The organism is Candidatus Leptovillus gracilis (assembly GCA_016716065.1).
Lineage (GTDB): Bacteria > Chloroflexota > Anaerolineae > Promineifilales > Promineifilaceae > Leptovillus > Leptovillus gracilis.
On record JADJXA010000002.1, the window covers coordinates 533,031 to 558,348 of the forward strand.

At 58.7% G+C, this 25,318-nt stretch carries 23 protein-coding genes and 1 pseudogene; 18 read left to right on the forward strand and 6 right to left on the reverse strand.

Annotated features, from left to right (window positions below):
• The first annotated feature begins 1 nt into the window (after position 1).
• From mnmA to IPM39_06695, 6 genes are all read left to right on the forward strand, one after another.
• On the forward strand, positions 2 to 1,207 hold the full coding sequence (mnmA, locus tag IPM39_06670) for a tRNA 2-thiouridine(34) synthase MnmA (protein ID MBK8985753.1): 1,206 nt from the start codon (positions 2 to 4) through the stop codon (positions 1,205 to 1,207).
• Positions 1,204 to 1,470 carry a hypothetical protein gene (locus tag IPM39_06675; GenBank protein MBK8985754.1) on the forward strand — a complete coding sequence of 89 codons (267 nt, stop codon included), beginning with the start codon at positions 1,204 to 1,206 and terminating at the stop codon, positions 1,468 to 1,470. The genes mnmA and IPM39_06675 overlap by 4 nt, the downstream gene beginning before the upstream one ends.
• A gap of 64 nt (positions 1,471 to 1,534) precedes the next feature.
• Positions 1,535 to 2,020: a hypothetical protein gene (locus IPM39_06680; protein MBK8985755.1), complete on the forward strand. Its 486-nt coding sequence runs from the start codon at positions 1,535 to 1,537 to the stop codon at positions 2,018 to 2,020.
• Between the two features lie 23 nt (positions 2,021 to 2,043).
• Positions 2,044 to 2,418, forward strand: a complete 375-nt coding sequence (locus IPM39_06685; GenBank protein MBK8985756.1) for a YtxH domain-containing protein — start codon at positions 2,044 to 2,046, stop codon at positions 2,416 to 2,418.
• A gap of 95 nt (positions 2,419 to 2,513) precedes the next feature.
• Positions 2,514 to 4,244 (forward strand): bifunctional (p)ppGpp synthetase/guanosine-3',5'-bis(diphosphate) 3'-pyrophosphohydrolase, encoded by a 1,731-nt coding sequence (locus IPM39_06690; GenBank protein MBK8985757.1) that lies wholly within the window; start codon positions 2,514 to 2,516, stop codon positions 4,242 to 4,244.
• Positions 4,245 to 4,246: 2 nt separating this feature from the next.
• Positions 4,247 to 4,750: a bifunctional (p)ppGpp synthetase/guanosine-3',5'-bis(diphosphate) 3'-pyrophosphohydrolase gene (locus IPM39_06695; protein MBK8985758.1), complete on the forward strand. Its 504-nt coding sequence runs from the start codon at positions 4,247 to 4,249 to the stop codon at positions 4,748 to 4,750.
• A 63-nt stretch (positions 4,751 to 4,813) separates the two neighbouring features.
• Here the strand turns inward: IPM39_06695 and IPM39_06700 are convergent, their stop codons facing one another.
• From IPM39_06700 to IPM39_06715, 4 genes and pseudogenes are all read right to left on the reverse strand, one after another.
• The gene (locus IPM39_06700; protein MBK8985759.1) at positions 4,814 to 5,086 is read right to left on the reverse strand and encodes a transposase; all 273 of its coding nucleotides are present in this window, start codon (positions 5,084 to 5,086) and stop codon (positions 4,814 to 4,816) included.
• A gap of 213 nt (positions 5,087 to 5,299) precedes the next feature.
• A complete protein-coding gene (locus IPM39_06705; GenBank protein MBK8985760.1) occupies positions 5,300 to 5,860 on the reverse strand; it encodes a hypothetical protein in 561 nt (186 codons plus the stop codon).
• A 106-nt stretch (positions 5,861 to 5,966) separates the two neighbouring features.
• Positions 5,967 to 6,194, reverse strand: coding sequence for a hypothetical protein (locus tag IPM39_06710; GenBank protein ID MBK8985761.1), 228 nt, complete (start codon positions 6,192 to 6,194; stop codon positions 5,967 to 5,969).
• An 8-nt stretch (positions 6,195 to 6,202) separates the two neighbouring features.
• Positions 6,203 to 7,915, reverse strand: a pseudogene (locus IPM39_06715) (ABC transporter ATP-binding protein).
• Positions 7,916 to 8,268: 353 nt separating this feature from the next.
• Between IPM39_06715 and IPM39_06720 the strand changes: the two are divergent.
• On the forward strand, positions 8,269 to 8,820 hold the full coding sequence (locus IPM39_06720; GenBank protein MBK8985762.1) for a hypothetical protein: 552 nt from the start codon (positions 8,269 to 8,271) through the stop codon (positions 8,818 to 8,820).
• 65 nt (positions 8,821 to 8,885) lie between these two features.
• Here IPM39_06720 and thpR read toward each other — a convergent pair whose 3' ends face one another.
• Together thpR and IPM39_06730 are read right to left on the reverse strand one after the other, a co-directional pair.
• Positions 8,886 to 9,449, reverse strand: coding sequence for an RNA 2',3'-cyclic phosphodiesterase (gene thpR, locus IPM39_06725; GenBank protein ID MBK8985763.1), 564 nt, complete (start codon positions 9,447 to 9,449; stop codon positions 8,886 to 8,888).
• Positions 9,450 to 9,564: 115 nt separating this feature from the next.
• A complete protein-coding gene (locus tag IPM39_06730; GenBank protein MBK8985764.1) occupies positions 9,565 to 10,290 on the reverse strand; it encodes a hypothetical protein in 726 nt (241 codons plus the stop codon).
• A 461-nt stretch (positions 10,291 to 10,751) separates the two neighbouring features.
• On the opposite strand from IPM39_06730, the gene IPM39_06735 reads away from it, so the two are divergent.
• From IPM39_06735 to IPM39_06785, 11 genes are all read left to right on the forward strand, one after another.
• Positions 10,752 to 11,765 (forward strand): LacI family DNA-binding transcriptional regulator, encoded by a 1,014-nt coding sequence (locus IPM39_06735; GenBank protein MBK8985765.1) that lies wholly within the window; start codon positions 10,752 to 10,754, stop codon positions 11,763 to 11,765.
• A 156-nt stretch (positions 11,766 to 11,921) separates the two neighbouring features.
• On the forward strand, positions 11,922 to 13,289 hold the full coding sequence (locus tag IPM39_06740) for a sugar ABC transporter substrate-binding protein (GenBank protein ID MBK8985766.1): 1,368 nt from the start codon (positions 11,922 to 11,924) through the stop codon (positions 13,287 to 13,289).
• 63 nt (positions 13,290 to 13,352) lie between these two features.
• Complete coding sequence (locus tag IPM39_06745; GenBank protein MBK8985767.1) at positions 13,353 to 15,041, forward strand: sugar ABC transporter permease; 1,689 nt, start codon at positions 13,353 to 13,355, stop codon at positions 15,039 to 15,041.
• A 56-nt stretch (positions 15,042 to 15,097) separates the two neighbouring features.
• Positions 15,098 to 16,312, forward strand: coding sequence for a carbohydrate ABC transporter permease (locus IPM39_06750; GenBank protein ID MBK8985768.1), 1,215 nt, complete (start codon positions 15,098 to 15,100; stop codon positions 16,310 to 16,312).
• 39 nt (positions 16,313 to 16,351) lie between these two features.
• Positions 16,352 to 17,128 carry an HAD-IIA family hydrolase gene (locus IPM39_06755; GenBank protein ID MBK8985769.1) on the forward strand — a complete coding sequence of 259 codons (777 nt, stop codon included), beginning with the start codon at positions 16,352 to 16,354 and terminating at the stop codon, positions 17,126 to 17,128.
• Positions 17,129 to 17,171: 43 nt separating this feature from the next.
• Positions 17,172 to 18,668, forward strand: coding sequence for a carbohydrate kinase (locus tag IPM39_06760; GenBank protein ID MBK8985770.1), 1,497 nt, complete (start codon positions 17,172 to 17,174; stop codon positions 18,666 to 18,668).
• Between the two features lie 68 nt (positions 18,669 to 18,736).
• Positions 18,737 to 20,725, forward strand: a complete 1,989-nt coding sequence (locus tag IPM39_06765) for a beta-galactosidase (GenBank protein ID MBK8985771.1) — start codon at positions 18,737 to 18,739, stop codon at positions 20,723 to 20,725.
• Between the two features lie 126 nt (positions 20,726 to 20,851).
• On the forward strand, positions 20,852 to 21,466 hold the full coding sequence (locus IPM39_06770) for an NYN domain-containing protein (protein ID MBK8985772.1): 615 nt from the start codon (positions 20,852 to 20,854) through the stop codon (positions 21,464 to 21,466).
• Between the two features lie 20 nt (positions 21,467 to 21,486).
• Positions 21,487 to 22,629, forward strand: a complete 1,143-nt coding sequence (gene galK / locus IPM39_06775) for a galactokinase (GenBank protein ID MBK8985773.1) — start codon at positions 21,487 to 21,489, stop codon at positions 22,627 to 22,629.
• A 48-nt stretch (positions 22,630 to 22,677) separates the two neighbouring features.
• Entirely contained in the window at positions 22,678 to 23,655 is a 978-nt protein-coding gene (gene galE, locus IPM39_06780) for a UDP-glucose 4-epimerase GalE (protein ID MBK8985774.1), read from the forward strand.
• Positions 23,656 to 23,672: 17 nt separating this feature from the next.
• Positions 23,673 to 25,298: a hypothetical protein gene (locus tag IPM39_06785; GenBank protein MBK8985775.1), complete on the forward strand. Its 1,626-nt coding sequence runs from the start codon at positions 23,673 to 23,675 to the stop codon at positions 25,296 to 25,298.
• Positions 25,299 to 25,318 lie beyond the last annotated feature (20 nt).

A 25,318-nucleotide genomic window follows, 5' to 3' on the forward strand; every position in this document is an offset into this window, starting at 1 on the left:
TATGCACAAGATTGGTCCAATCTTAAAGATTGGACCAATCTCACCTACACGAAACCTTGTGACTCTTTTCAAGCCAGATTCTACCGTCGAAAATCGCGTTGTGGTCGCCATGAGCGGCGGAGTAGACAGCTCCGTCGCCGCCGCGCTGCTGGTGGAGCAGGGCTACGATGTGGTGGGCATGATGATGCGCCTCTGGAGCGAGCCGGCCATTGGCGCCGACGCCCCGACCAACCGCTGCTGCACCCCTGACCAGATGGCCGATGCCCGCCGCGTGGCCGACCAACTGCGCATCCCGTTTTATGTGGTGGACGTGCAAGAGCATTTCCGGCGCACGATTGTGCAGTTTTTTATTGATGAGCACGAACACGGCCGTACCCCCAATCCCTGCCTGGAATGCAACCGCCAGATTCGCTTCACCTTCCTGCTGAATCAGGCTCTGGCCCTGGACGCCAACTACCTGGCCACCGGCCACTACGCCCGCATCGACCCTACGTCCGCCGGCTACCGCCTGCACCAGGGCGTAGACGCCGCCAAAGACCAGGCTTATGTGCTGCACATGCTGACGCAAGAACACCTGGCCCACGTCAAACTGCCGGTAGGCGAGTACACCAAGGCCGAAGTGCGCCAGTTGGCGGTCAGATTCAACCTGCCGGTGGCCGCCAAGTCGGAGAGCCAGGATTTGTGCTTCTTGGGCGATGGCGACTATCGTCGCTTTTTGCGCCAGTACAGCCAGCGCGCCGGGCAGCCGGGACCGATTATGGATGAAGACGGCCGTCTCCTCGGCCAGCACCACGGCCTACCTTTCTACACCGTCGGCCAGCGCAAAGGCCTGGGCCTATCCGCGCCGGAGCCGCTGTTTGTGCTGCGCAAGGATGGCGCCCACAACGCCCTCATCGTCGGCCCGCACGCAGCGCTGGGGCAGCGCAGCCTGACGGCGCGGCAGGTGAACTGGATCGCCGGCGCGCCGCCCCCTCCCGACCGGCCAGTGCAGGTGAAGATACGTTACCGGGCCGCGCCGGTGGCTGGGTACGTGAGGGAAGAGGGGGGAAACGGCCGTATCCGGGTCACCTTCCCTGAACCGGTTATAGGGATCACCGCCGGGCAAGGCGTAGTCCTCTTCCAGGGCGACGAATGCCTCGGCGGCGGCATTATCGACGATGAAACCCAACCCACCCAGGCCCACAACAACGGCAAGGAGCCAACGTGAACGGAACAGCATCAGCCCTCGTCCTCGGATTTCTGCTTTCCACCGCCTATGGCGCCGGCTTCCATTTTATACTAGGCGGCCCGGCGCGGCGCATCATCCTCTACCTCCTCGCCGCCTGGATGGGCTTCGCCATTGGTCATTTCCTGGGCGATCTGCTCAACATCGAGTTTCTCAAACTTGGCGCACTGCATCTTTTCAGCGCCAGCTTGGGCGCGTGGCTGGCGCTCATCGCCAGTTGGTGGCTGGCCGGACAAGAAAGCTGAGATTACGCTTTCTTTTGAATACAATTTTTAATGGTGTTATACTTGGTTCCATGAGGGGACATCAATGAATAGTGAAACGCCAACAGATTTATCGACACAACCTGTGAACTACGACCCTTATGGTCAAACAGTCATCGAATCGCCGCGCGAACCGCTAATTCCCACCAAATACGTGGTGATTGGCGTCGTGGTCACCCTGATATTGATGGCCTTGTTCATCGCCTTTGTCGCCTGGGCCGCCCAATACCATGCCACCACCATCGAAGCCCTGCGCGACATCTTCATCATCGCGCTGGCTTTAGAATCCTGCATCTTCGGCATCGCCCTGATGATCCTGCTGGTGATGGTGATTCGACTGGTGAACATGCTGGAATTTGAAATCAAGCCGATTTTAGAGCGAACCAACGAAACCATCGGCATGGTGCGCGGCACCACTGTGTTCATGAGCGAAAACGTCGTCAAACCCATGACCACTGCCAGCAGTTATGCCGCCGGCATACGCCGGGGGATGCAAACTTTATTCGGCAATCCCCGCAAAAATTTAAAGTAGAGATAGTTTGAGGAGTAAACGCAATGAGCGAAAACAACAGCGATTTTGGCGCTTTTTTGGCCGGATTTGTCATTGGCGGGCTGGTGGGCGCCGCCACGGCCCTTATCCTGGCCCCGCAGTCCGGGCAAGAAATGCGCGGTCAAATCGCTAACAAAGGGCAAGAACTACGTCAGGTCAGCAGCGAACGAATGCAACATTATCGCGAACTGGCCGATTCATATTCCCAGGAATACTTGGAACGCGCCGACAGCGCCATCTCCGAGGCGCGCCAACGAGCCACGACCACCGGCGAGCGCATCCAGGAACAGGCGCGAATCATTTTGGAGCCGGGCATCCACAAGGAGGCTACGAATGAAGCAGGCGCCGATTCTGCCAATGAGGATGCAGCCCAAAGCTAAAACAGCGCGTTCCGACAGTTTACCGCTAGAAGTTCATCCCAACATATGAACAGGCGACTCTTCATCCCGAAGACGCCTGTTTTTTTACGTTTGTCATGACCCAATCCGAAATTACGACCATATCCGAACTTCTGGCCGCATTACCTGAAGGCGCAACTGGCAAAACCACGGATTCGATTTCCCGAGCCTACCTGTTCGCCAAAGAGGCCCACGCCGAAGAACGACGTGTTTCTGGCGAATCGTATCTCGAACACGATTTGGGGGTGGCGCAAGTCCTGGTTAAGTTAGGCGTGGATGCCCACACCATTGTCGCCGGGCTGCTCCACGACTGTCTGTACGCGCATACAACCAAACGTGAGGGAGATTTGCGCCAGGCGTTTGGGGAAGAAATCACCGCTCTGGTGGTGGGCGTCAATAAGCTCTACGCTTATGCGGAACAACAATCCCGCATGAACCAGCAAACGGACGAAAGCGGCAGCGCGCGCCTGGAAGCCACCCGGCGCGCCATTCTCAGCATTATCGAAGGCGACATTCGGGTGATCCTTATTCGCATGGCCGATTGTTTGCAGGATTTGCGCAAGGCCAGCGGTTTGCCTCGTGAACAGCAGTTGGCCATCGCCAATGAGGCCATGAACATTTACGCGCCGCTGGCCAACCGGTTAGGGGTGTGGCAGTTCAAATGGGAATTAGAAGACCTGGCTTTCCGCTATCTGGAACCTGAAGCGTATCGCGAAATCGCCAGCAAACTGGCAGAGCGACGCACTGGCCGGGCGGAACGTATTGATCAGGCCACGGGACGGTTATCCACCCGGCTGAAAGAAATGGGGCTGAAGGCGACGGTGACCGGCAGGCCCAAGCACATCTATTCCATCGCCCGCAAGATGAAGCGCAAGCAAATCTCGTTTGAGCAGATTTTTGACGTACACGCCGTGCGGGTGATATTGGAGCCGTCGGACAAAGACGCCTACGCGAAGATGAGCCTCAAGGAAAAAGATGAAACAGACCGCAATCTCTGTTATCAGGTGCTGGGGGCGGTACACAGCTTGTGGCAGCCGATTCCGAAGGAGTTTGACGACTACATCGCTTCGCCAAAGGCTAACGGATATAAGTCGCTGCACACGGCCGTTATCGACAATCTCTCCGGCCAGACGCTAGAAGTGCAAATTCGCACGGCGCGCATGCACGAAGAGGCAGAAAAAGGTATCGCCGCCCACTGGGCTTACAAGGAAGATGGCGCGCGTGTGACCGCCTCCGTGCAGCGGCGCATTCAAAACCTGCGCGAACTGCTGGTAGCTCTGCGCGAGGTAGGCGACCCCACCACCGACAGCGAAATCTTTGAAACGGAACTCCTGGCTGAACGCATATACGCCTTCACGCCGCGCGGCGACGTGGTCGATCTGCCTGTCGGCTCGACGCCCATCGATTTTGCCTACCAGATTCACACCGAAGTAGGCCACCGCTGCCGCGGCGCGCGGGTGAACGGCAAGATGGTCAGCCTGGATTATAAGCTAAAGTCTGGGCAGCGCGTGGAGATTCTTACAGCCAAACGGGGCGGTCCCAGCCGCGATTGGATGAACGCCAGCCTGGGCTACACGGGCAGCGCACGCACGCGCAGCAAAATTCGCCAATGGTTCCGCGCGCAAGAACGGGAACAAAACATCCTGCAAGGACGCGAAGTAGTGGAGCGGGAACTGCGGCGGCTGGGGCTGAGCGACGTGTACAGCGTAGCGGATATTGCTGAAGCGCTAAAATATGACGACGTAGACTCTTTTCTGGCGAAGGTTGGTTTGGCGACATTCAAAGTACGCAAATCAGCGGGGCGATAGCCATGCTGAAGCAAAGTTTACGGCCGGATGATGAGTTACGGCCGTTACTCCAGGAACCCAGCAAACCCAAGGGCCTCATGGTGCGCGGGCTGAGCGGGCTGTATACCAAAATGGCTGGCTGCTGTAACCCCATCCCCCCGGAAGAGATTATCGGCTACATTACCCGCGGGCAGGGCGTCACCATCCATCGTAAAGATTGCAAACAGGTAGAGGTAATTACCGACCGCGAACGGCTGATCGAAGTGGACTGGGGCGGCGAGGAAGAGCGATTCCCCATCCCCATCGTCGTTAAGGCATACCGACGCCCTGGCCTGGTGGACGAAATGGCCGGCATTTTGCGCGGGCAGCATATTACCGCGCCTAAAACCAAAACCATCACCAACGGCAGTTTGCTTACTGTTTACCTGGTGGTGGAAATCGTTACTCTGGATCAGTTAAACTGGCTGCTGCAAAAATTCGAGAACCTGCCCAACGTCATCGAAGCCCGCCGGCAAAGGTGGACGTGATATGGGACTAGGCCGTAAGCTGTTAGCTAAGGGTTCGTCTAAGAATAACTTCCTGTTTTGTAACTATACAGGTGTGAGTTGAGGCATGAGAACATCATCGTCAAACAGAGACCCTAAAGCTTCCCATACATTGAGACCCTGTTTACGAATCGTGGAAATATAGGTGCGCAGCGAACAGAATTGTTCAGCGCCTTCCCAACTGCGAAAAGAGCCTGAGATTTTCTGCTGCACCTTCATCATTCTGATGTCTCGTTCAGCCAAGTTGTTATCAAACGGCACCTTAAAATCATGGACAAAACGTAAGATAGCCTCCTGCTGCTTGTCAAATCGTTCCACCAAATTACGCGCCTTTGTTTTTTTTTGCGCCGCCCTCGTTTGACAGGGGGCGGATGTTCATCGGGTAACGGGTTTTTCTCTAAACCGAAGGCAACAATGGTGTCATACACCTGGTGGATTCGTTGCAGTTGCTCGACTGACAATTCGGTTTCACCTGCCTGATAGGCTTCGGCAACCAATTGTTTGGCCGCTAACAAACAGACAATCAGCAATTCAAACAAGTCGCCAACATCTGTCGCTCTCGTTCATACGGGATGAACTGCTCATTGCGCAGATAAACTGACAACCGACTTGCGAACCATACTGCACCGGATTGCTCACATCCGCTGGAAATTCACCTGTTGTTGCTTCACCACAACAGGGACATATGAGGGTTTCGGCTTGGTGTTCGATGGTCCTGGCGCAGAGGCGGTATTCAAAGGCCTGCCGTTTGGTAACTACTGGCTGCAATTCTTCCCGGGCAATGGGGCTTGGCATGGCTACATTGGGCTGGACGTGCGATTCAATGAGATCTGGTTTTGGATTGAACTCAAGCGTATGCCCTTCATGTCCTTCCTGTCCACCAGCTTTGCGCTCTGTTTGTGGCCGCAGACTTTTGGGCTTAGGCTTTTGTCGCCTTATCGTGGCTGGACGCCAACTGGAGTTAGTGGCTTTTGACCAAGCAACTCGGCTAAATGCTTGATTTGCCTCAGCAACGGTCAACTTTTCGCGGAGTTCTTGGACTTCTCGCTTAAGTTGCTTGTTTTCTGCTCGCAGTTGTTGTACTTCGTCCATGCTTATCATTTATACCACAGGTTTTAGACCTGTATAGTTACCCTGTTTTTTAGATTGGACCAATCTCTAAGATTGGTCCAATCTGGGCGATGTGATTTCTGGCTGATCACTGACGGCTTAGGACGATGCCCATTTCGTCCAGTTGCAGCAGTTCATCGCCGGCCGCGGTTTTCAGGGTGAGCTGGCTGGTACGCAAATCGAAGTGGAATTCTTGGGTTTGTTCGGGGTTGGCGTTGGCGGCAAAGACCAGATGGCCCCACACGGCCGTATCATCGCGTCCTCGCAGCCGCAAAACTGCCCCCTGCCACCGACAGTAATAGACTAATGGTTTCATAGTAGTTGTTAGTTAGGAGTTGTTAGTTGGGAGTTGTTGGTTGGGAGTTGTTCGTCTCCTGGTTTGGCGCTTGCCTCATATTGCGCAAAAATGCGCCGGTAGGCGGGCGATGTTTGCATCAGCGTCTCGTGGTTGCCGGCGGCCTCCAGGCGACCGCGGCGCAAAACCAGCACCAGGTCGGCCCAGCGAATTTGCGACAGCCGGTGGGTGATCAGAATCGTCGTCTGGCGCTGCGCTGCCTGCACAATGGCCTGTTGAATCTGGTCCTCGGTGGCGCTGTCCACAGCGCTGGTGGAATCGTCTAAGATGAGGATGTGTGGTTGGGTTAAAAAAGCGCGGGCCAGGGCCAGCCGCTGCCGCTGCCCGCCGGATAAGGTGACGCCCCGTTCGCCAATGCGCGTCTCGTAGCCATCCTTGAAGTGCATGATGAAGTCGTGGGCCTGAGCGGCTCTGGCGGCGGCTTCAATCATCGCCTGGGTGGCCTGGGGACAACCAAAGGCGATGTTTTCGGCCACCGTGCGCGAAAAAAGGAAGATGTCTTGCTCGATGATGGAAATTTGGCGGCGCAGAGCAGCCAGGTTCCAATCGCGCGCGTCACGGCAAATCTAGAGAATCCGGCCGCTGCCCACTTCATAAGTCCGGTTTACCAACTTCGCCAGGCTGCTCTTGCCTGCGCCGGTCTGCCCCACCACAGCCACTGTTTGCCCCGGCTCCACTGTAAACGACACATCTTGCAGCACGGGCATGTCGGGCCGATAGCCAAATGTGACCCGCTCGAAGGTGATACGGCCGTTCATCACCCCTTCATACCCGGCCACATTTTCATCCAACTGCGTCTCCTGACGCATCAGTTCCAACACCCGGCGCGCGCCGGCCACCCCCAGAGAAACCCGTGAATAAGCTGTCAGCGAGATGAATGTGGGGAAGCCAAACAGCGCCAACAGCCCCATGTAGGCCACCACGTCACCCACGTCCATCCGGCCGGCGCGGAAAAGCAGCAGGGCATGGATCAGCCCGATGGCCTCGGTGATGCCAAACAGCAGCAGCGGCAAAAAGCGGGCCTCGATTCTCCCCTGGGCCACCGCCGCTTCTCGATACGCCTGGGCATTCACGCCAAATCGGGCGATCTCGGCCGGTTCTTGGGCCACTCCTTTCACCATCTCAATGCCGTCAATCGCCTCGGCCAGTCGGCTGTTCATCTCGCCAAACGTCCGCCGCACCCGCTCTGTCACCGGGTCCAGCGTGCCCATGTAACGCGCCAAAGCCAGCACATAGGTGACGACAAAAAAGGCTGGCGCCAAAAGCAGCTGCCAATCGTAGCGCGGCGCAAACAGCAGCGGCATCATCATAAAATTCAACGATCCCACCACCAGGTTGATGCCGGGGTACATCATCAAGTTCAATTCATGAACGTCGTTGGTGGCGCGGGCCATTGTGTCGCCCACGGGCTGCAAATCGTGGAATGTCATACTTTTGCCCAGCAGACTGATATACAGCTCTTGCCGCATGTCTCGCTCCAGCCGCTCACCCACGACAGCGCTGGAAAAATTGCGCCCCAATTGCAGCACAGCCCGCACCGTCTGGCTGACAATAATGCCCACCGCCGCCAGTCCAATCAGCCGCGTATCTATCGGCTCGGCCAGGACCGCGTTAAAGGCCATGCCCACCAACACCGGCACAACGGCCGCCAGCGCCGCATTGCCAAAAGCGCCCACAAACATCAGCAGCAGCAGCCAAACGTGCCGCCGTAAATGGGAATATAACCAGCGCCAGGTAGTACTTTGGTCTGATGCCCAGGGAGTATTTACGGCAAATTCACTCAAATTTCCAATCCTTCCGCTACGATTCAGATAATTCTGACCATAACTCAGAGAGATATTATTGAACAATCATCAACATTCATTACCAGTAATCACACATTTGTAACGGAAGAACACGCATGATTCTGAGTAAGTCGCCCTACTTAGTCCGCTCTCGTGACCAATCACAGCGCAACCATGCGGCTAATGCCTATTATCCCATAGAGCGGCCGATTGGTCATTTAGCGCTCCCTGGTGGAAAACCAAAGATTAATATGGAGCGGGTGGTGATCATCGGTTCCAGCGGTTCAGGCAAATCTACGCTGGCGAGAAAGTTAGGAACCCGAACCGGACTGCCGGTTATTCATCTGGACCAATATTTCTGGCAGCCGGGCTGGATAGAAACGGCCGTTCCCCTCTGGCAAGAAACCGTCCACGAACTCATTCAGCAGCCGCGATGGATCATAGATGGCAACTATCGCCAAACCCTGACCGTCCGTCTGCAAGCCGCCGACACGGTCGTTTTTTTGGACATGCCGCGTTGGCTGTGCGCCTGGCAGGCCATGCGGCGGCGCATTCAATATCACCACCGTCCGCGACCAGACATGGCCGCTGGCTGCCGGGAGACGTTGTTTGGTCCCGATTTCCCCGATTTTCTGATTCGTATCTGGCAGTATCCAGACCGCGCCCGGCCTGATGTGGAGCGCCGGTTGGTCCAGTTAGGCGCAGAGAAACGTATCATTCACCTGCGCTCACGGACCGACATGCGCCTTTTTCTGGCCGATCCGCTGAACTATCAGACTGCTGCGAGAAAATTGGTTCGTTGACCGGTTTGATGGTTTGTTTGCCTACCCCTGCATAGCGCCAGACACGGCCGTATTTGTCCGCCGCTTCACCCCAGCAAATGGCTGCTGTGGCGTACCGTGTAAACCGGCCCGCCACGCTGCAACTGACTTTCGATGAGATGTACGGCCGTTACCGGAACCGCCAACGGCCGCACCTCTGTACGCCAATGCAAACCGGTCGCCTGACGGCCGTCATTGACTCGCCCCAGAGTAAGGTGGGCCTGAAACGGCCGTGTCTCCACTGCCCAGCCCAACGGCTGCAACGCCGTGTCTACGGCCTGCTTCAATGCCAACAGCGGTTGTTTGTCCCCATCCAGCCCTACCCAAATCACCCGTGGCCGCTGTGGGTTAGGGAAACAGCCCAGACTGCCCAGCCGCAGTGAAAAAGGCGCAGCCTGCTGGCCGGCCCTGTCCAAGGCGATGGTGATACCCGGTAGGTTGGCGACGGCCGTATCGCCCAAAAAGCGCAGCGTCAGGTGTATCAGCTCCGGCTTCACCCAGCGAACGCTGCGTTCTGCTGTTTGCCCGGCCAACACATCAACCATCAGCCCCAACTCTGTCCGAACCTCGGCGGGCAGCTGCACCGCCACAAATGCGCGTATCATCGCCATGGCAACTCCGTGAGGTGAGTTGGAAGAGTGTTCAGTATTCAGTATTCAGTATTCGGTGTTCAGTGTTCAGTATTCAAGTGGGTGTTTGCCAGAAGTAATCCAGACTGAACACTGGTCATTGAACACTGGTCACTGACTTCAGATGACCCCACCGTTCCAGCAGTACACCAGCCATCAACAACATAAAGGCCAGCAGCAGCACCCCAATCATCCAATAACGCAGCAGCCCGGCAGCCACCAGCATCATCACCAGCAGCGCCAGCCAGCCAGCGATCCAAGTCATTTCCCGCGCTCGACCGGTTAACGGCCGTTTGCTCCATATCCACAGCGCCAGCCCACCGCCCATGCCGCCAACAGTCAACAGCAGCGCCAGGGCCACCGCCTGCCCGCCTGTCAGCGGCGAACGAATCAGCAAAATGCCACAGGTGGCATCGCGCGCCGGATTAGACAGATTGCGCAGCACATTGACCCGTACCATAATCACACGGCCGTAAACCGCGTCCGCCGCCGCTACCTCCCAGGCCAATTCCTGCGTCTCACCCGGTTGCAGCCGCAGCGTGGCCCGCTCCTGGCGTATCAATGTCAGATACCCATTGCTAATGTTGGCGCGCACTACAAAGTTTAACGGCCGTTCGGTCTCATTGCTAAACTTTGTCCGCACCACCCCTGTCTCCGTGGCCGACAACAGCTTGGGGCAATCCAGCGGCGTCAACTTCGCCTCCCGCTGCACGCCCGAAGCAAACAGCGATGTTTCCAGATTGACCCAGATTGTGCCGCCTGCCAGCCACAGCCCGGCCACCAACCCAACCACATACAAGAGTATGCTCAGATATTGCGCCATCTTATTTGCCCCTTTAGTTTGCTTCAACACAGCCTTTCTGTCTGGTTGACCGACAAAACTCTCAGTCCAATTGACAACGGATTGGCTGGATTGACGGCTATCTTTCCTCGATTGACCTTCTCCGCAAATCCAGGAAATCCGTGTTTTGCGGCCTATGTCAATAAGAATTGTCAGTCAGGCAGGTTTGCATCCATATAAGTTTATCAGATTCCTGGGGCATGATCCCGTGTGTGGTGTGTCCCGCTCCGGCCATAGTATGAAATGCCCGTTCCGCGCACAAGAAAGCGGAAATCGGTCCACCGATTGTCCTGATTTCACCCTTGTTGTCACCCTGTTAGATGTCACCTTGTCCGGTAATTTGCTGCTTGACAAACGGCCGTTCCTGTTTTATCATCATGTTACCGTTCACATGACCGGTAACATGGCGTCCCGTCACCGGAGATGCCTGGCGAGGAGAGAAAATGGCTTCCCGTTCCCACGTAACCATCCGCGACGTTGCCGCGCTGGCCGGTGTTTCGCACCAAACCGTTTCCCGCGTCATCAATGGCAGCGAGCGCGTCTTGCCCCATACCAGAACCCGCGTCGAAGCGGCCATCACCCAACTGGATTACCGCCCCAACGCCATCGCCCAATCCATGGCCAAAGGGCGATCCGGCATCCTGGCTTGCATCGCCCCCAACCTCACCGACTACACCTTCGCCAGCCTGATCAACGGCGCCGAAATCGAAGCGCGGCAGCACGGTTACTTTTTGCTCTCGGCTTCCGCCCCAGACGAAAGCACCTTTGTCGCCCTGATGGACGAGCTGATTACCAGCCGGCGCACAGAAGCGGTGATGGTGATTAACCCGTTTGCCGACGGCCGTTACACCCACCTGCCAGCCGATTTTCCCGTCGTTTTTGGCGGGGCGCGCCCCCGCGAAGACGCCACCAACTCCGTCGCCCTGAACGACGAAGCCGTCGGCCTGGCCGCCACCAAGCACCTGTTGGCGCTGGGCCATCGTGAAATCGGCCTCATCACCGGGCCGCTGGCCGAAGATTGCTCCCAAGACCGCAGCCTGGGCTACGAAACGGCGCTGCACACGGCCGGCATCACCCCACAACCCGCCTGGGTCATCGAAGGCGACTGGTCGGCGCGCTCCGGCTATGACGCGCTGATGGCTTTTGCCGAAAACGGCGCCATCCCCAGCGCGATTTTTGCCCAAAATGATTTGATGGCCGCCGGGGTCTTGCGCGCCGCCCACGATCTGGGACGGCGCGTGCCGGAACAGTTGGCCGTCATCGGCGTGGACGATATTCCCATGGCTGCTTACCTGGAGCCGCCGCTGACCACCATCAAACAAGATTTCCTGCAAATTGGCCGCGAAGCCGCCAAACTGCTCATTCGCAGCCTGGAAACGCCAGGCGCGCCACGCCAGCATTTACGCTTGCCGGCAGAACTAATCGTGCGCCGCTCCACCGGCGCGCCCAAAGGGTAAAAACAAGATTGGGCAAATCTCAAAGATTTGCCCAATCTGCCAAATCATGAACGAGGAGGTGAAGACCACAATAAGATAGACGCCCAATAGGTAACGCAATATGTTCAAGCAATTTCCCCATTAACCCACATCTCTGTTAGGAGGAGAATTTAAATCATGAACAAACGATTTTCACTATTAATACTCTTATTGTTGGCTCTGGGCCTGATGCTGGTAGCCTGTGGTGGTGGCGCAACGGAAACGGCCGTTGAAGCGCCCGCCGCCACCGAAGTTCCCGTAGTAGAGGCTCCCGCCGAAGAACCAGCCATGGCCGACGTGACCCTGCGCTGGCGCACCCGGCCCGACAACCAGGCCGAAATTGATGTCTATCAATCCGTTAGCGACGAGCTGTCTGGCAGCCTGGTAGGGATTGACCTGAAGTATGAAGCGGGCGGCAGCGAGACCTCCAGCTACCAGGACGTGTTGAAGACCGAACTGGGCGCAGGCACGGCTCCCGATGTTTTCTGGATCCCCGGAACCGACGTGGCCGACTTTGCCACACGCGGCCTGATCCTGAACCTGCGTGATCTGGCGAACGCCACTGACGGCTACAGCGACGCCGATTTCTACCCTGGCCCAATGTACCACCTGACCTTCAACCCGGAAACCAGCATGACGGGCGAGGCGTTATGGGGTCTGCCGCGTGACGTGTCTACGTTTGCCCTGTACATCAACCTGGACCTGTTGGCCGAATCCGGCGCGCCCGACCCGCGTGAATTGGCGGCCAACGGCGAATGGAATTGGGACAGCTTCATTGAAGTTGCTTCGGCGATTGACGCCCTGGGCGATGACATTTTTGGTTACGGCCAAAATGCGTGGTGGGGTCCATATGGTTATTGGCTCAATTCGGCCGGCGGTGGTTTCTTTAATGAGGACCGCACCGCTTGCGCCCTGGACACGTCAGAATCGCTGGCCGGTTTGGAATTTGAACAGCGCATCTACCAGGAATTTGACATTGCTGTGCCGTATGGCGAAGACAGCGAACCGCCGTTCCTGGCCGGTAAAGTGGGCTTGTTCCAGAACGGCCGTTGGGCCACCCCCGGCGTTCGTTCCAGCGCCAACTTTAATTGGGACGTGGTCGAACTGCCAGATGGGCCGGCCGGACCGAGCAACTGGCTCTTCTGGGGCGCTTATGTCGTCAACGCCAATACGCAGCATCCCGAAGAAGCGTGGAAGCTGGTGCAGGCGCTAACGGCCGCCGAAGTGCAAGGCAAAATCGCCTCTCTGGGGGCCAACGTGCCCAGCCGCGTCAGCCAGGAAGCGTTGGACGCTTTTGTCACCTTCACCCCCCCGGCCAATAACCAGGCTTTCTTGAACGGTCTGGCCAACAATCCCGCCACCGAAGGCCCGTTGTGGGCTGGAAGCTGGCCGGAATTTGACGCGGTGATGGGACCGGCCGTCGCCTCTGTGTTGAACGGACAAACCAGCATAGACGACTTTGCCGCCAGCATTTGCAACGAAGCCAACAAAGCGTTTAATCAGTAACATCTGACAAAATGAGAAAGGGCGGGCCTCAAGCCCGCCCTTTTTGTACCGTGGAGTTTCCCCATGACCGCTGCAACTGTTGGTTTAAGCGAAAAGCAAGCGCCGGAGTCACGGGTTGATTTTTGGCTGCGTCTGCTGCTGATCTGGCATGTGTTTCTAGGACTAAGCAGCCTGGGAGGGATTGTCTACTTATGGTTCGGCGGCGCGGAGCAAAGCATTTGGGTGCAGGCTTTGGGATCGGTGGCGCTGCTGTTAACGGCCGTCTTCTCGGCCATCGCCGTCGTGGACATCAACAAGCGCAAACATCGCGGCCGAACCATTTCCCTGGCTGTCAACTACCTCTATTTTCTCTTCACCCTCTTTGGCAGCATGCACCTCATCGGCGTTTTCACCGGCATAGATTCCCTGGCCGATTCCTTCATGCGCGGCATTCCCTTCCTGATTTTGCTGTTCGCCGGTTTTTTCATCGGCACATTGACCGACCGTTACCAAAACCCGGCCACGCAGCGCGCCCTGCGGCAAACCAGCAAAGCGGTGATGGTTGTGTCTGGGGTGGCTTTTTTGTTGGCGGTGGGCATCCACAATGGCGTGCTGGCGCTGCTGGGCAAGTTGACGAATCCGTTAATTTTGGCGATGGTGGGGGGAACGGCCGTGTTCGCCATCACGCTCTGGGCCATGTGGCGGCAGCCCAGCGCCGAAGCCATGCAGGCCACCAACGCCGACAACGAAATGCTCAGCGGCTACCTGTTTTTGTCGCCCAATTTGCTGGGCTTCCTGTTTTTTTTCGCCGGGCCGCTGCTGCTGTCGTTGTACGTCAGCTTCACCAATTCAGACGCCTTTGGCACCCAGGATTGGATCGGGCTGGACAATTATGCCCGCATTGTCAACCTGGACATCGCCCAACTGGAGGCCATCAACCAGCTTGCCAGCGAAGCCATAGATGTCAAAGTCTACGACGAATTGACCCGCTTCGATATTTTGGGCCGCAGCTACATCGTCGGCGCGCAAGACAAATTATTCTGGCTGTCCCTGCGTAATACCCTGGCCTTTGTGCTGCTGGCTGTGCCGCTCAGCGTCATCCCGGCGCTCATTCTTGCCAATTTACTCAACAGCAAAATCGCCGGCATGAAAATCTTCCGCGCCATTTATTTTTTGCCCAGCGTCGCGGCCGTCGTCGGCATTGCCCTGGTCTGGCAGTGGTTGTTCAATGCCACCATCGGCTACATCAACTACTTTATCACCGTGCTGGTGAATTTTCTCAACAGCCTGGGCGGCTCATTTTTCGACCCACAAATCCGCTGGCTGTCCGACAGTAACACGGCCCTGCTGGCCGTCGTCATCGTCGCTGCCTGGCAGTGGATTGGCTTTAACACGGTGCTGTTCCTGGCCGGGCTGCAAAACATCCCCCGCACGCTTTACGAAGCGGCCACCGTAGACGGAGCCAACGAATGGCAGCAGTTCTGGAAAGTGACGCTGCCCCTATTAGCCCCTACCACCTTTTTTGTCATCACCACCACCACCATCCAGGCCATGCAGATTTTTGAGCAGGTGTTTATTCTCATACCGACGAACCCGGCCGGCCCCAACAACTCTACGCTGACCCTGGTGCTGTATCTGTACCAAAAAGGGTTCCAGCGATTCGAGCAGGGGTATGCGTCGGCCATCGCCTGGGTATTGTTTGTCATCATTTTCGGCGCAACCCTCTTCCAATTCCAACGCCAACGCGCCAGCGGCTCGTCGTATGATGCGTAAGCCGTGAGCCGTAAACCGTAAACGGAACACGGAACACGGAACAAAGAGAAAACGAGATGAACTCTTACCGACTAACCAACGCCCTCAAACATTTTTTGATTTACGCCGTGCTGATCTTGTTTGCGGCCGTGATGATCTTTCCGTTTTTGTACATGCTCACCACCTCCTTTAAACTGCCTAAGGATACCTTCCGCTACCCGCCCCGGCTGCTGCCCCAAGACGCCCTGACGCTGGAAGTGACCGGTTTTGACGCCCCACTGCCGTTGTATTACGTGGACATTGATGGCGAGCGCGAGGAGTTTGTCCTGGTGGAAAGCAACATCCGTATTGGCGTCTATGCCGACCCGAACAATCTGGCGGCGACGGTGGAACGGCCGTCCAGCGACATCGAACCCCGTGGCGGCTTCACCAACCAGGAAACCATCACCATAGACGGCGAGGAACAAAAATTATGGGATGTGCCGGTCAATGGCGTGGTTGTGCCGATGATCCAGGTGAGCCAGACGGCATACGGCCGTTTCGCCGACCCCAACAACCTCTCCCGCGAAGTGCTGCAAAATGTGCGTCTCAGCCAGCCCGTCGAACAACTGGCCGCCCACCCGGAAAATTACAGCCAGGTGGTGGCCTTGCAAGGCATGGATCGCAGCCTGTCCAACACCGCCCTGGTGACGATTTTGGTGGTTCTGGGGCAGCTTACCACCTCCATTCTGGGCGGCTACGCCTTTGCCCGCCTGCGCTTCCCCGGCCGCGACAAGCTGTTTGTCGTCTACCTGGGAACCATCATGATCCCCTTCGTGGTGCTGATTACGCCCCTTTACCAGTTGATGGTGACGATTGGTTGGGTGGATAAGCTGGCGGCGCTGATTGTGCCCTGGGTTTTTACGGCTTACGGCACATTTTTGATGCGCCAGTTCTTCATCACCGTCCCCAAAGAAATTGAAGAAGCCGCCTTAATGGATGGCGCGTCGCGGCTGGAAATCTTGTGGCGCATTTTTATCCCGGCCAGCACCCCGGCCCTGGCGACTCTGGCAACATTCACCTTCTTGTACGCCTGGAACAGCTTTTTCTGGCCGCTGGTGGTCATCAACACCGGCAACGTGGATAATCATGTGCTGACGCTGTCGCTGAACGTCTTGCGCGGTCGCGCCTCCGACAGCCCAAACCTGATCCTGGCCGGCGCAGCCATCGCCATTTTGCCGCCGATGATCATCTTTATTTTCGGCCAACGCTTTTTCGTCGAAAGCGCCACCAGCAGCGGCGTGAAGGGCTGATTGAATTGTGAATTGTGAATGGGTAATTGTGAATTGTGAATGATAGAGTACGACGCTTACATTTTTGACCTGGATGGGACGGTGTATTTGGGGGAGGTGCTGCTGCCGACGGCCGTTTCCACCATCACCCACCTGCGCAGCCTGGGCAAACGCACGGTTTTTCTGTCCAACAATCCATCGCACACCCGCGAGGAGTATGCGGCTAAACTGACGCGGCTGGGCTTGCCCACGCCGTCGGACGACGTGATCAACTCCTCTTACGTCATGGCCGATTTTCTTAAAAAACAAATGCCGGGGGCCAGGTTGTTTGTGGTGGGGGAGGAATCGCTGTGCGGCGAACTGCGCCGCGCCGGGTTTGAGCTGACGGAAGAGGCAACGGCCGTAGACGCCGTTATCGCCAGTTTTGACCGTACTTTTACTTACCACAAACTGCAAATCGCCTTCGACGCCATTCGCCACGGGGCGCGCTTCTTTGCCACCAACGCCGACCGCTACTGCCCGGTCCCCGGCGGCGGCCAGCCAGACGCCGCCGCCATGATCGCCGCCATCGAAGCCTGCACTGGCAAACAGGTCGAAGCCGTCGTCGGCAAACCGTCCCACTTCATGGCCGAAGCTGTCCTCAGCCTGTTGAACTTGCCGCCAGAACGCTGTATCATGACCGGCGACCGGCTGGAGACCGATGTGCTGATGGGCCTGAACGCGGGCATGTCCGGCGCGCTCACCCTGACCGGGGCGACAGACGAAACCGCCCTGGCCCAATCAGCCATCCAACCAACCTACGTCATCCGGCGGCTCAGCGACCTGCTGCCAGCCTAAATCGCCAATCCTTCGGCAAGCTCAGGACCAATCGCCAATCATCATGTCTAAACCATTCTTACTCGGCATCGACCAGGGAACCAGCGGCAGCAAAGCGGTGATTTTAGACCGTGAAGGGCAGGTGCATGGTTACGCCTACCGGCCGTTGGAACGGCTCTATCCCCAGCCCAACTGGGTGGAGCAAGACCCGAATGCCGTCGCCCAGGGCGTGGCCGCGGCTATCACCGAGGCCATCGGCAAGGCGGGCATTCGCCCCGATGAGATTGCCGCCTGCGGCATCACCAGCCAGCGCAACACCGAATTTGTCTGGGACAGCCGCAGCGGCCGTTCCCTGGCCCACGCCATCACCTGGCAAGACCTCCGCGTCCAACCCCTGCTCGACGACCTGAAACGCTGGCCCCTGGCCGCCGAAGCCACCTACCGTCTGGGCTACCCGCCCGGCCCCTACATGGCCGCCCTGCACCTGGCCTGGCGGCTGATACACCAGACGGCCGTTCGCGAAGCCGCCCACGATCACAATTTGCAGGTCGGCCTGTCTGCCGCCTGGCTGATACGCGCCCTGGGACGGCCGTCCGCCCACCTGATGGACACTTCGCTGGTGCAGGCCACCGGCCTTTACGATTTTCGCCGACAGGTGTATTGGGCTGAATGGCTGGAATGGCTGGGCGTGCCCGCCGACGCCCTGCCCACGGCCGTGCCCACCATCCACGACTTCGGCAGCCTGCATATCCATGCCCCCAACGGCCAAACCGCCGACGTGCCTGTCCTGGCGATGATCGCCGACCAGCAGTCGGCGCTGTTCGGCCACGGCTGCCGCACGCCCGGCGCGGCCGAATGCACGCATGGCACCGCCTCCTATGTCAAAGTTTTCCTGGGCGAACAGGCCGCTGAGCAGGCCAATATCAACGTCTACTACGCCTGGAATCTGGACGGCCGTCAGACCTACTGCCTGGAAGCGCCCACCACCGTCACCGGGGCGGCTATCCGCTGGCTGCGCGACAACGCCCGGCTGATAGACAGCTACGAACACCTCAGCGAACTGGCGGCGGCCGTGCCCGACACCGGCGGCGTCACCATTGTGCCCGCTTTCACCGGGTTAGACGTGCCCTACAACGACGGCCGTGCCCGCGCCACCTTTTTCGGCCTGGCTCTGGGCCACGACCGGCGGCACATCGCCCGCGCCTTTCTGGAATCCATCGGCTACCAGATTCGCGCCATCCTGGACACCATCACCAACGAGGCCGGGGTGCAGGTAGACCAACTGCTGGTCGGCGGCGGCGTCTCCGCCAGCGACCTGGCCTGCCAGATTCAGGCCGATTTGCTCGGTATCCCCGTGCTGCGCCCCACCTTCGCCGAGACCACCGCCTGGGCTGCCGGGCTGTTGGCCGGCCTGGGGGCCAACTTTTGGCCCGGCGCAGATGCCCTGCCGCCGCTGCCCGGTTCACACACCTTATTCGAGCCAGCCATGACCACAACAGAGCGGGATGCCGGTTACGGCCGTTGGCTCCGCGCCATCGAATTGGTTCAAGCCTGGGGCTAACTCCTGGGAGCGCGGACGTCCCGTCCGCTGCAGGCGAGACGCCTGCGCTCCCATCAAGGAAGTATCCTATGAAATTTGGCGTTTGTTATTACCCTGAACATTGGCCGGAAGAACGCTGGCCGGAAGATGCGCGGTTGATGCGCGAATTGGGTCTGGATTTGGTGCGTATCGCCGAGTTTGCCTGGGCCAAAATGGAACCCGCGCCGGGTCAGTTCGATTGGGCCTGGCTGGACCGGGCTATCGGCGTATTGGCCGACGCCGGGCTGGCGGTGGTGTTGGGCACGCCCACGGCCACGCCGCCCGCCTGGTTGACCCGCGCCCATCCCGACGTGCTGCGCGTGGACGCCAACGGCCGTGCCCGCGACCACGGCGCCCGCCGCCACTATTGCCCCAACAGCCCCACCTACCGCCAGTTCAGCCGCCAGATTGTGCAGGCGATGGGGGAGCGCTACGGCCGTGATCCGCGCATCATCGGCTGGCAAATAGACAACGAATTTGGCGGCGGCGGCACCGCCCGCTGCTACTGCGACCACTGCGCCGCTGCGTTCCGTGATTGGCTGCGCGCAAAATACGGCACGCTCGACGCCCTGAACGAAGCATGGGGGACCATCTTCTGGTCACAAACTTACACCGACTGGACGCAAATCACTCTGCCCGGCGACGCGGTAAACTACAAAAACCCCGGCCACCTGCTGGATTTTTACCGTTTCTCGTCCGATGCTTACGTTGGCTACCAGCAGGAGCAGCTAGACATATTGCGCCAGCTTGCGCCGGGGCGCTTCATCACCCACAACTTCATGGGGTTGTACCGCGACCTGGATCAGTTTGACCTGGCGCGTGGGCTGGATTTTGCCACCTGGGACAATTACCCCACCGGCAACCCCGACCGTTGGCGGCAGCAGTTGTATCCGCCGGGTGCGGATTGGAGCCGCAGCGACCCGGTTTACGCCTACGACGTGGGCGATCCGCTGATCAGCGGCCTGGCCCACGCCCTGACGTATGGGCTGAAAGATGCGCCATTTTGGATCATGGAGCAGCAGATGGGCCACATCAATTGGGGCATTGTGAATCCCTGGGTGCGGCCGGGCACGCCGCGGTTGTGGGTCTGGCAGGCCATTTGCGCCGGGGCAGAGGCCATCGTCCATTTTCGCTGGCGGGCAACGCTGCTGGCGCAAGAACAGTACCATTCCGGCCTGCTGCGCCACGATGGCAGCGCCGACGTGGGTTACTTCGAGCAGTTGCAGTTGGCGCAAGACAAGCCGCTGCTAGACGAAATCGCCGCCGCGCCGCTGACGGCCGAAGTCGCCATTTTGTTCGACTTTGCCGATGTGTGGGCGCTGCAAATGCTGCCCCACCGGCGCGATTTTGATTATTTGCGCCACATCTTCGCCTTTTACCACGCCTTGCAGCGGTTGGGCGTGCCGGTGAAGATCGTCTCGCGGCAGGCCGATTTGTCGGCCTACAAACTGGTTATCGCGCCATCGCTGCACCTGGCGGATGAAGAGACGGCCGTTCCCCTGCACAGCTACGTTACCAACGGCGGGACCCTGCTGCTGGGCGTGCGCTCCGGCTTTAAGCTGCCCGACAACCGCGTCACCGACCAGCCTTTGCCCGGCGCGTTACGGCCGTTAGCCGGGGCGCGGGTGACGACCTGGCGTTCGCTGCCGCCAGACATTGGCGCAGCGTTCCAGAGCGACATCCCCAACCTGACCGGCCCGGCCACTTACTGGGTAGAGACATTGGCGGCCGAAACAGCCGTGTCCCTGGCCGCCTACACCGACGGCTCCGGTGCGGCGCTGACGGAGCATGGGGTGGGTAACGGCCGTGTCCTTTACCTCGGTTTCTATCCCACCCCGGCGCAGGCCACCGCCCTGCTCACGCACCTGGCCGGGCAGTTAGCCATCACGCGCCTGGCCGATTTACCGCCCGGCCTGCTGGCCGCCCGGCGCGGCCCTTACACCATTTTGCTCAACTTCAGCGATGGGGCGTTGACGGCCGTTGTGCAGGGGGAGAAGGTGGTGGTAAACGGCCGTGATGTCGGCCTGCTGCTCAGATAAACAATCAAATTGTCCTTTCACAACGACGTTCAACGTGTTATAATTACTATATATCTCCCCCGGTAGCTTCGGCGAAAGGGTGCGAGGCCGTCCTTATGGGACGGCCTCCGTGTTTACGGAGGCCACTTGCAAGCAAACATCTATGTAGACGGTTTCAACCTTTACTATGGGGCCTTAAAGAAAACCCCATATCGCTGGTTGAACATCGCTGAACTTTGCCGCTTGATGCTGCCCCACGACACCATCAAGGAGATAAAATACTTCACCGCTCTCGTCAATCCACGACCCACCGATCCGGACCAACTCACGCGCCAGCAAGTTTATCTGCGCGCTTTGCGCACCATTCCTAACCTGAAAATTATCTTCGGTCACTTTCTCACTCACGAAATTATGATGCCTCTGGCCCCGCCACAAAGCGGGTATATCAAAGTGATTAAGACCGAAGAAAAGGGGTCTGATGTCAATTTGGCCCTTCATTTGTTAAGCGATGGCTACAAAAATGTTTATGACGTAGCTGTTGTCGTCTCCAATGATTCTGATTTGTTGTTGCCGATTCAGTTTGTTAAGCGAGAATTGGGCAAGAAAATCGGTATCCTTAATCCTCAGAAGCATCCCAGTAAAGTGTTGATTGCCCATGCAGATTTTGTCAAAAACATCCGGCAAGGCGTGTTGTCCAGGTGTCTTTTTCCCACTACACTTGAAGATGCTCAGGGTACTTTTACCAAACCAGAAACTTGGTGAAAGGGCAAGAACTTTCTCTCATGAATGACCTCCATGAACGTGTTACCATAGAATTTAGCGCCCGGTTTGGCGAACGGCCGTCCTACGTCGTGCGCGCGCCGGGGCGTGTCAACCTCATCGGTGAACACACCGATTACAACGATGGCTTTGTGCTGCCGATGGCGATTGACCGGGCCATCTGGATTGCCCTGCGGCCGCGCAGCGACCGGCGCGTGGCGCTGCACTCGCTGGATTTAGAGCCGACGGCCGATTTTGCCCTGGACGATTTGCAGCATACGAATGGCGGCTGGACCGAGTACGTGAAGGGCGTGGCCTGGGCGCTGCAAGGGGCCGGGCTGGCGCTGCAAGGTTGGGAAGGCGTCTCCGCCGGGGACATTCCCGTGGGCGCTGGGCTGTCGTCGTCGGCGGCGCTGGAATTGGCGGTGGCGCGAACCTTTGCCACTGTGTCTGGCTTTGCCTGGGACACGGCGCAGATGGCCCGGCTGGCCCAATTGGCGGAAAACCAGTGGGTCGGCGTGAACTGCGGCATCATGGATCAGATGATTTCGGCGGCGGGCAAGGCGGGCCACGCCCTGCTGATTGACTGCCGCAGCCTGGAAACGTCGCTCGCGCCGCTACCGCCGGGCACAGCCGTGGTCATCATGGACACTGCCACCCGGCGCGGGCTGGTAGATTCCGCCTACAACGAACGCCGCGCCCAGTGCGAGGCCGCCGCCTGCTTCTTCGGCGTGCCCGCCCTGCGCGACGTGGACCTGGCAACTTTCAATGCCCGCGCCGCCGAACTAGACGAGTTGACGCGGCAGCGGGCGAGGCACGTCATCAGCGAAAATCAACGTACCATTGACGCCATGGTTGCTATGCTGCAACAAGACGCTCAGGCGTTGGGCCAACTCCTCAACGCCAGCCACGTCAGCCTGCGCGACGATTTCGCCGTCTCCAGCGCCAAACTAGACCAGATTGTGACTTGCGCCCAGCGCCGCGAGACGGCTTGTTTTGGCGCGCGCATGACCGGCGCCGGTTTTGGCGGCTGCGCTGTGGCCCTGGTCCGCGACGTTAGCGCCAAAGCCTTTGCTGACGCTGTCACCGCCTGTTATCAGGCGGCCAGCGGCTTGCAGCCCAACATTTACATTTGCCAGGCGGCCGATGGGGCCAGCGTGGTCTAGTCGGAACTTATTTCTAAACGAATCTAACACAACCAAGAGGCTATCTACATGAAAGTTTTAGTCACCGGCGGAGCCGGTTACATTGGCAGCGTGACGGTTGAGCAGTTGATTGAGGCCGGCGAAGAAGTGGTTGTCTTTGACAATTTGTTCCAGGGACATCGGGACGCGGTGCATCCGCAGGCTGTGTTTGTGCAGGGGGATTTGGCCGACAAAACGGCCGTTGACACCCTGATGCGTACCCACCAACCGGACGGCATTATGCACTTTGCCTCGTATACCTTAGTGGGCGAATCTATGGAACGGCCGTTTCTCTATCTGCGCGACAACGTGGTCAACGGCCTGAACCTGATCCAGAGCGCCGTGGAACATGGCGTGCGCCGCTTCATCCTCTCGTCTACGGCCAATTTATTCGACGACCCGCTGCACATGCCCATCGCCGAGGATGAGCGCATTCAGCCCGGCAGCCCCTACGGTGAATCGAAATTCATATTGGAGCGCTACCTGCATTGGATGGATCAGTTGTATGGTTTCCGCTACGCCTGCTTGCGCTACTTCAACGCCAGCGGGGCCACCGCCGAGCGCGGCGAAGACCACGACCCGGAAACGCACATCATTCCGTTGGTGCTGCAAGTGGCCCTGGGGCAGCGTGACAAAATCACCATTTTCGGCGATGATTACGCCACGCCGGACGGCACGTGCGTGCGTGACTACATTCACGTGGTAGACCTGGCCCAGGCGCATATCCTGGCGCTGCATGACCTGGACAAAGGCAGCCGCAAGTATAATCTGGGCAACGGCCGTGGCTACTCCATCCAACAAGTCATCGAAACGGCCCGCGTCGTGACCGGCCATCCCATCCCGGCGGTGGTGGGGCCGCGCCGCCCCGGCGACCCGGCCATCCTCATCGGCAGCAGCGAAACCATCAACCACGATCTGGGCTGGCGGCCGCGCTACCCACACCTGCGCGACATCATCCAGACCGCCTGGGATTGGCATGTGGCCCATCCGCAGGGATATGGGGATTGACGATTAAGGGAGACGAGATGCAGTATTTACATGGTGGTGAACTGATTGCCCGGCAGTTGGCGGCGCAGGGGGTTACGGCCGTTTACGGCCTGTGCGGCGGCCACATCGCCCCTATTTTTGATGGCTGTGTCAACAACAACATCGCCATCATAGACGTGCGCCACGAGCAGGCGGCCGGCCATGCCGCCGATGCCCATGCCCGCCTGACGCGCAATGTCGGCGTGGCTGTGGTGACGGCCGGGCCAGGGGTGACGGATGCGGTAACGGCCGTTGCCAACGCCTATCAGGCGCGCAGCCCGCTCATCTTACTGGGCGGGTCTGCGCCGCTGAACACACGCGGCCAGGGGGCGCTGCAAGAAATGCCCCAGGTGGAGATGTTCCAAACCTTCACCAAAGCCAGCTTCACCATCGAAAAAACCGAGGATATTCCGGCCAACCTGCACGCTGCCTTCGAGACGGCGCTGAACGGCCGTCCTGGTCCCGTTTTTGTCGAAATTCCGCTGGATGTGCTGTTTGGCACGCTGGCCGACGCAACCATTTACCCCAAAGTGATCGTGACGCCGGTCGAGCCAGAGGTCAGCGCCATGCAGCGCATCTTCGAGCTGCTGCGCGCCGCGCAAAAGCCCATCCTGGTAGCCGGGACCCAGGTCTATTGGGACGCCGCCCACGACGCCCTGCGCGACCTCACCGATCAGACGGGCATCCCGGTCTTTACCAACGGCGGCGGGCGCGGCACGCTGCCCATGACCCACCCCCACTGCTTCAAAGCCAGCCGCGGCAAAGCCCTCAAAGAAGCCGACCTGGTGCTGCTGATTGGCACGCCCATAGATTTTCGCCTGCGCTACGGGCAGGGTTGGAACCCGCAAAGCAAACTCATCCAGATCGAAAACGACCCGGCCGAACTCAACCACAACCGCCAGGCAGATGCTGCCCTGGTGGCCGATTCGCGGCTGGCGCTAGAAGCGCTGGCTGAAGGCTTGCAGGGCATCCGCTACGACGCCTGGTTGGGCGAAGTGAGCGTGATGGAGGCCAAAAAACGCGCACAGCAAGCCATCTGGGAAGCGTTCGACGATGCGCCGGTTAACCACTTTCGCCTGGGGGCGGAGATTAACCGCCTGGTGGACGAAGATACCATCCTCATTGGCGATGGCGGCGACATTGTCAGCGCGGTGGCTAAAGTGGTGGCTGTGACCCAACCCGGCCAATGGCTGGACCCCGGCCCGTTGGGCTGCCTGGGTGTGGGCGCGCCCTTTGCGTTGGCGGCGCAGTTCCTTCACCCAGACAAAAAGGTGCTGATTATCAGCGGCGATGGCTCGTTTGGGCTGAATGGCTTTGAATTTGACACGGCCGTGCGCTTTAACCTGCCCATCGTCGCCATCGTCGGCAACGACGGCGGCTGGGGGCAAATCCGCAACCCCATTCAGACGATGATGGGCCGCGCTCCCGGAACCCACCTCACCCGCGCCCGCTACGACAAAGTGGTGCAGGCGCTCGGTGGCTACGGCGAACTGGTGGAAGAGCCTGGCGATATTGGCCCGGCCCTGGCCCGCGCTTTCGCCTCCGGCCAACCCGCCTGCGTCAATGTCATGCTGGACGCCGATGGCATGAAAAAAACCGACGCCGGTTCGCCCTACATTATGTAGACTCGACAGGTTTCTTGAGA

What these genes read in the sequence shown, in the direction of transcription:
- mnmA (MBK8985753.1), top strand. Translation starts at nt 2, where the DNA reads ATGCACAAGATTGGTCCAATCTTAAAGATTGGACCAATCTCACCTACA.
- IPM39_06680 (MBK8985755.1), top strand. Translation starts at nt 1,535, where the DNA reads ATGAATAGTGAAACGCCAACAGATTTATCGACACAACCTGTGAACTAC.
- IPM39_06685 (MBK8985756.1), top strand. Translation starts at nt 2,044, where the DNA reads ATGAGCGAAAACAACAGCGATTTTGGCGCTTTTTTGGCCGGATTTGTC.
- IPM39_06690 (MBK8985757.1), top strand. Translation starts at nt 2,514, where the DNA reads ATGACCCAATCCGAAATTACGACCATATCCGAACTTCTGGCCGCATTA.
- IPM39_06695 (MBK8985758.1), top strand. Translation starts at nt 4,247, where the DNA reads ATGCTGAAGCAAAGTTTACGGCCGGATGATGAGTTACGGCCGTTACTC.
- IPM39_06705 (MBK8985760.1), bottom strand. Translation starts at nt 5,860, where the DNA reads ATGGACGAAGTACAACAACTGCGAGCAGAAAACAAGCAACTTAAGCGA.
- IPM39_06710 (MBK8985761.1), bottom strand. Translation starts at nt 6,194, where the DNA reads ATGAAACCATTAGTCTATTACTGTCGGTGGCAGGGGGCAGTTTTGCGG.
- IPM39_06720 (MBK8985762.1), top strand. Translation starts at nt 8,269, where the DNA reads ATGGAGCGGGTGGTGATCATCGGTTCCAGCGGTTCAGGCAAATCTACG.
- thpR (MBK8985763.1), bottom strand. Translation starts at nt 9,449, where the DNA reads ATGGCGATGATACGCGCATTTGTGGCGGTGCAGCTGCCCGCCGAGGTT.
- IPM39_06730 (MBK8985764.1), bottom strand. Translation starts at nt 10,290, where the DNA reads ATGGCGCAATATCTGAGCATACTCTTGTATGTGGTTGGGTTGGTGGCC.
- IPM39_06735 (MBK8985765.1), top strand. Translation starts at nt 10,752, where the DNA reads ATGGCTTCCCGTTCCCACGTAACCATCCGCGACGTTGCCGCGCTGGCC.
- IPM39_06740 (MBK8985766.1), top strand. Translation starts at nt 11,922, where the DNA reads ATGAACAAACGATTTTCACTATTAATACTCTTATTGTTGGCTCTGGGC.
- IPM39_06745 (MBK8985767.1), top strand. Translation starts at nt 13,353, where the DNA reads ATGACCGCTGCAACTGTTGGTTTAAGCGAAAAGCAAGCGCCGGAGTCA.
- IPM39_06750 (MBK8985768.1), top strand. Translation starts at nt 15,098, where the DNA reads ATGAACTCTTACCGACTAACCAACGCCCTCAAACATTTTTTGATTTAC.
- IPM39_06755 (MBK8985769.1), top strand. Translation starts at nt 16,352, where the DNA reads ATGATAGAGTACGACGCTTACATTTTTGACCTGGATGGGACGGTGTAT.
- IPM39_06760 (MBK8985770.1), top strand. Translation starts at nt 17,172, where the DNA reads ATGTCTAAACCATTCTTACTCGGCATCGACCAGGGAACCAGCGGCAGC.
- IPM39_06765 (MBK8985771.1), top strand. Translation starts at nt 18,737, where the DNA reads ATGAAATTTGGCGTTTGTTATTACCCTGAACATTGGCCGGAAGAACGC.
- galK (MBK8985773.1), top strand. Translation starts at nt 21,487, where the DNA reads ATGAATGACCTCCATGAACGTGTTACCATAGAATTTAGCGCCCGGTTT.
- galE (MBK8985774.1), top strand. Translation starts at nt 22,678, where the DNA reads ATGAAAGTTTTAGTCACCGGCGGAGCCGGTTACATTGGCAGCGTGACG.
- IPM39_06785 (MBK8985775.1), top strand. Translation starts at nt 23,673, where the DNA reads ATGCAGTATTTACATGGTGGTGAACTGATTGCCCGGCAGTTGGCGGCG.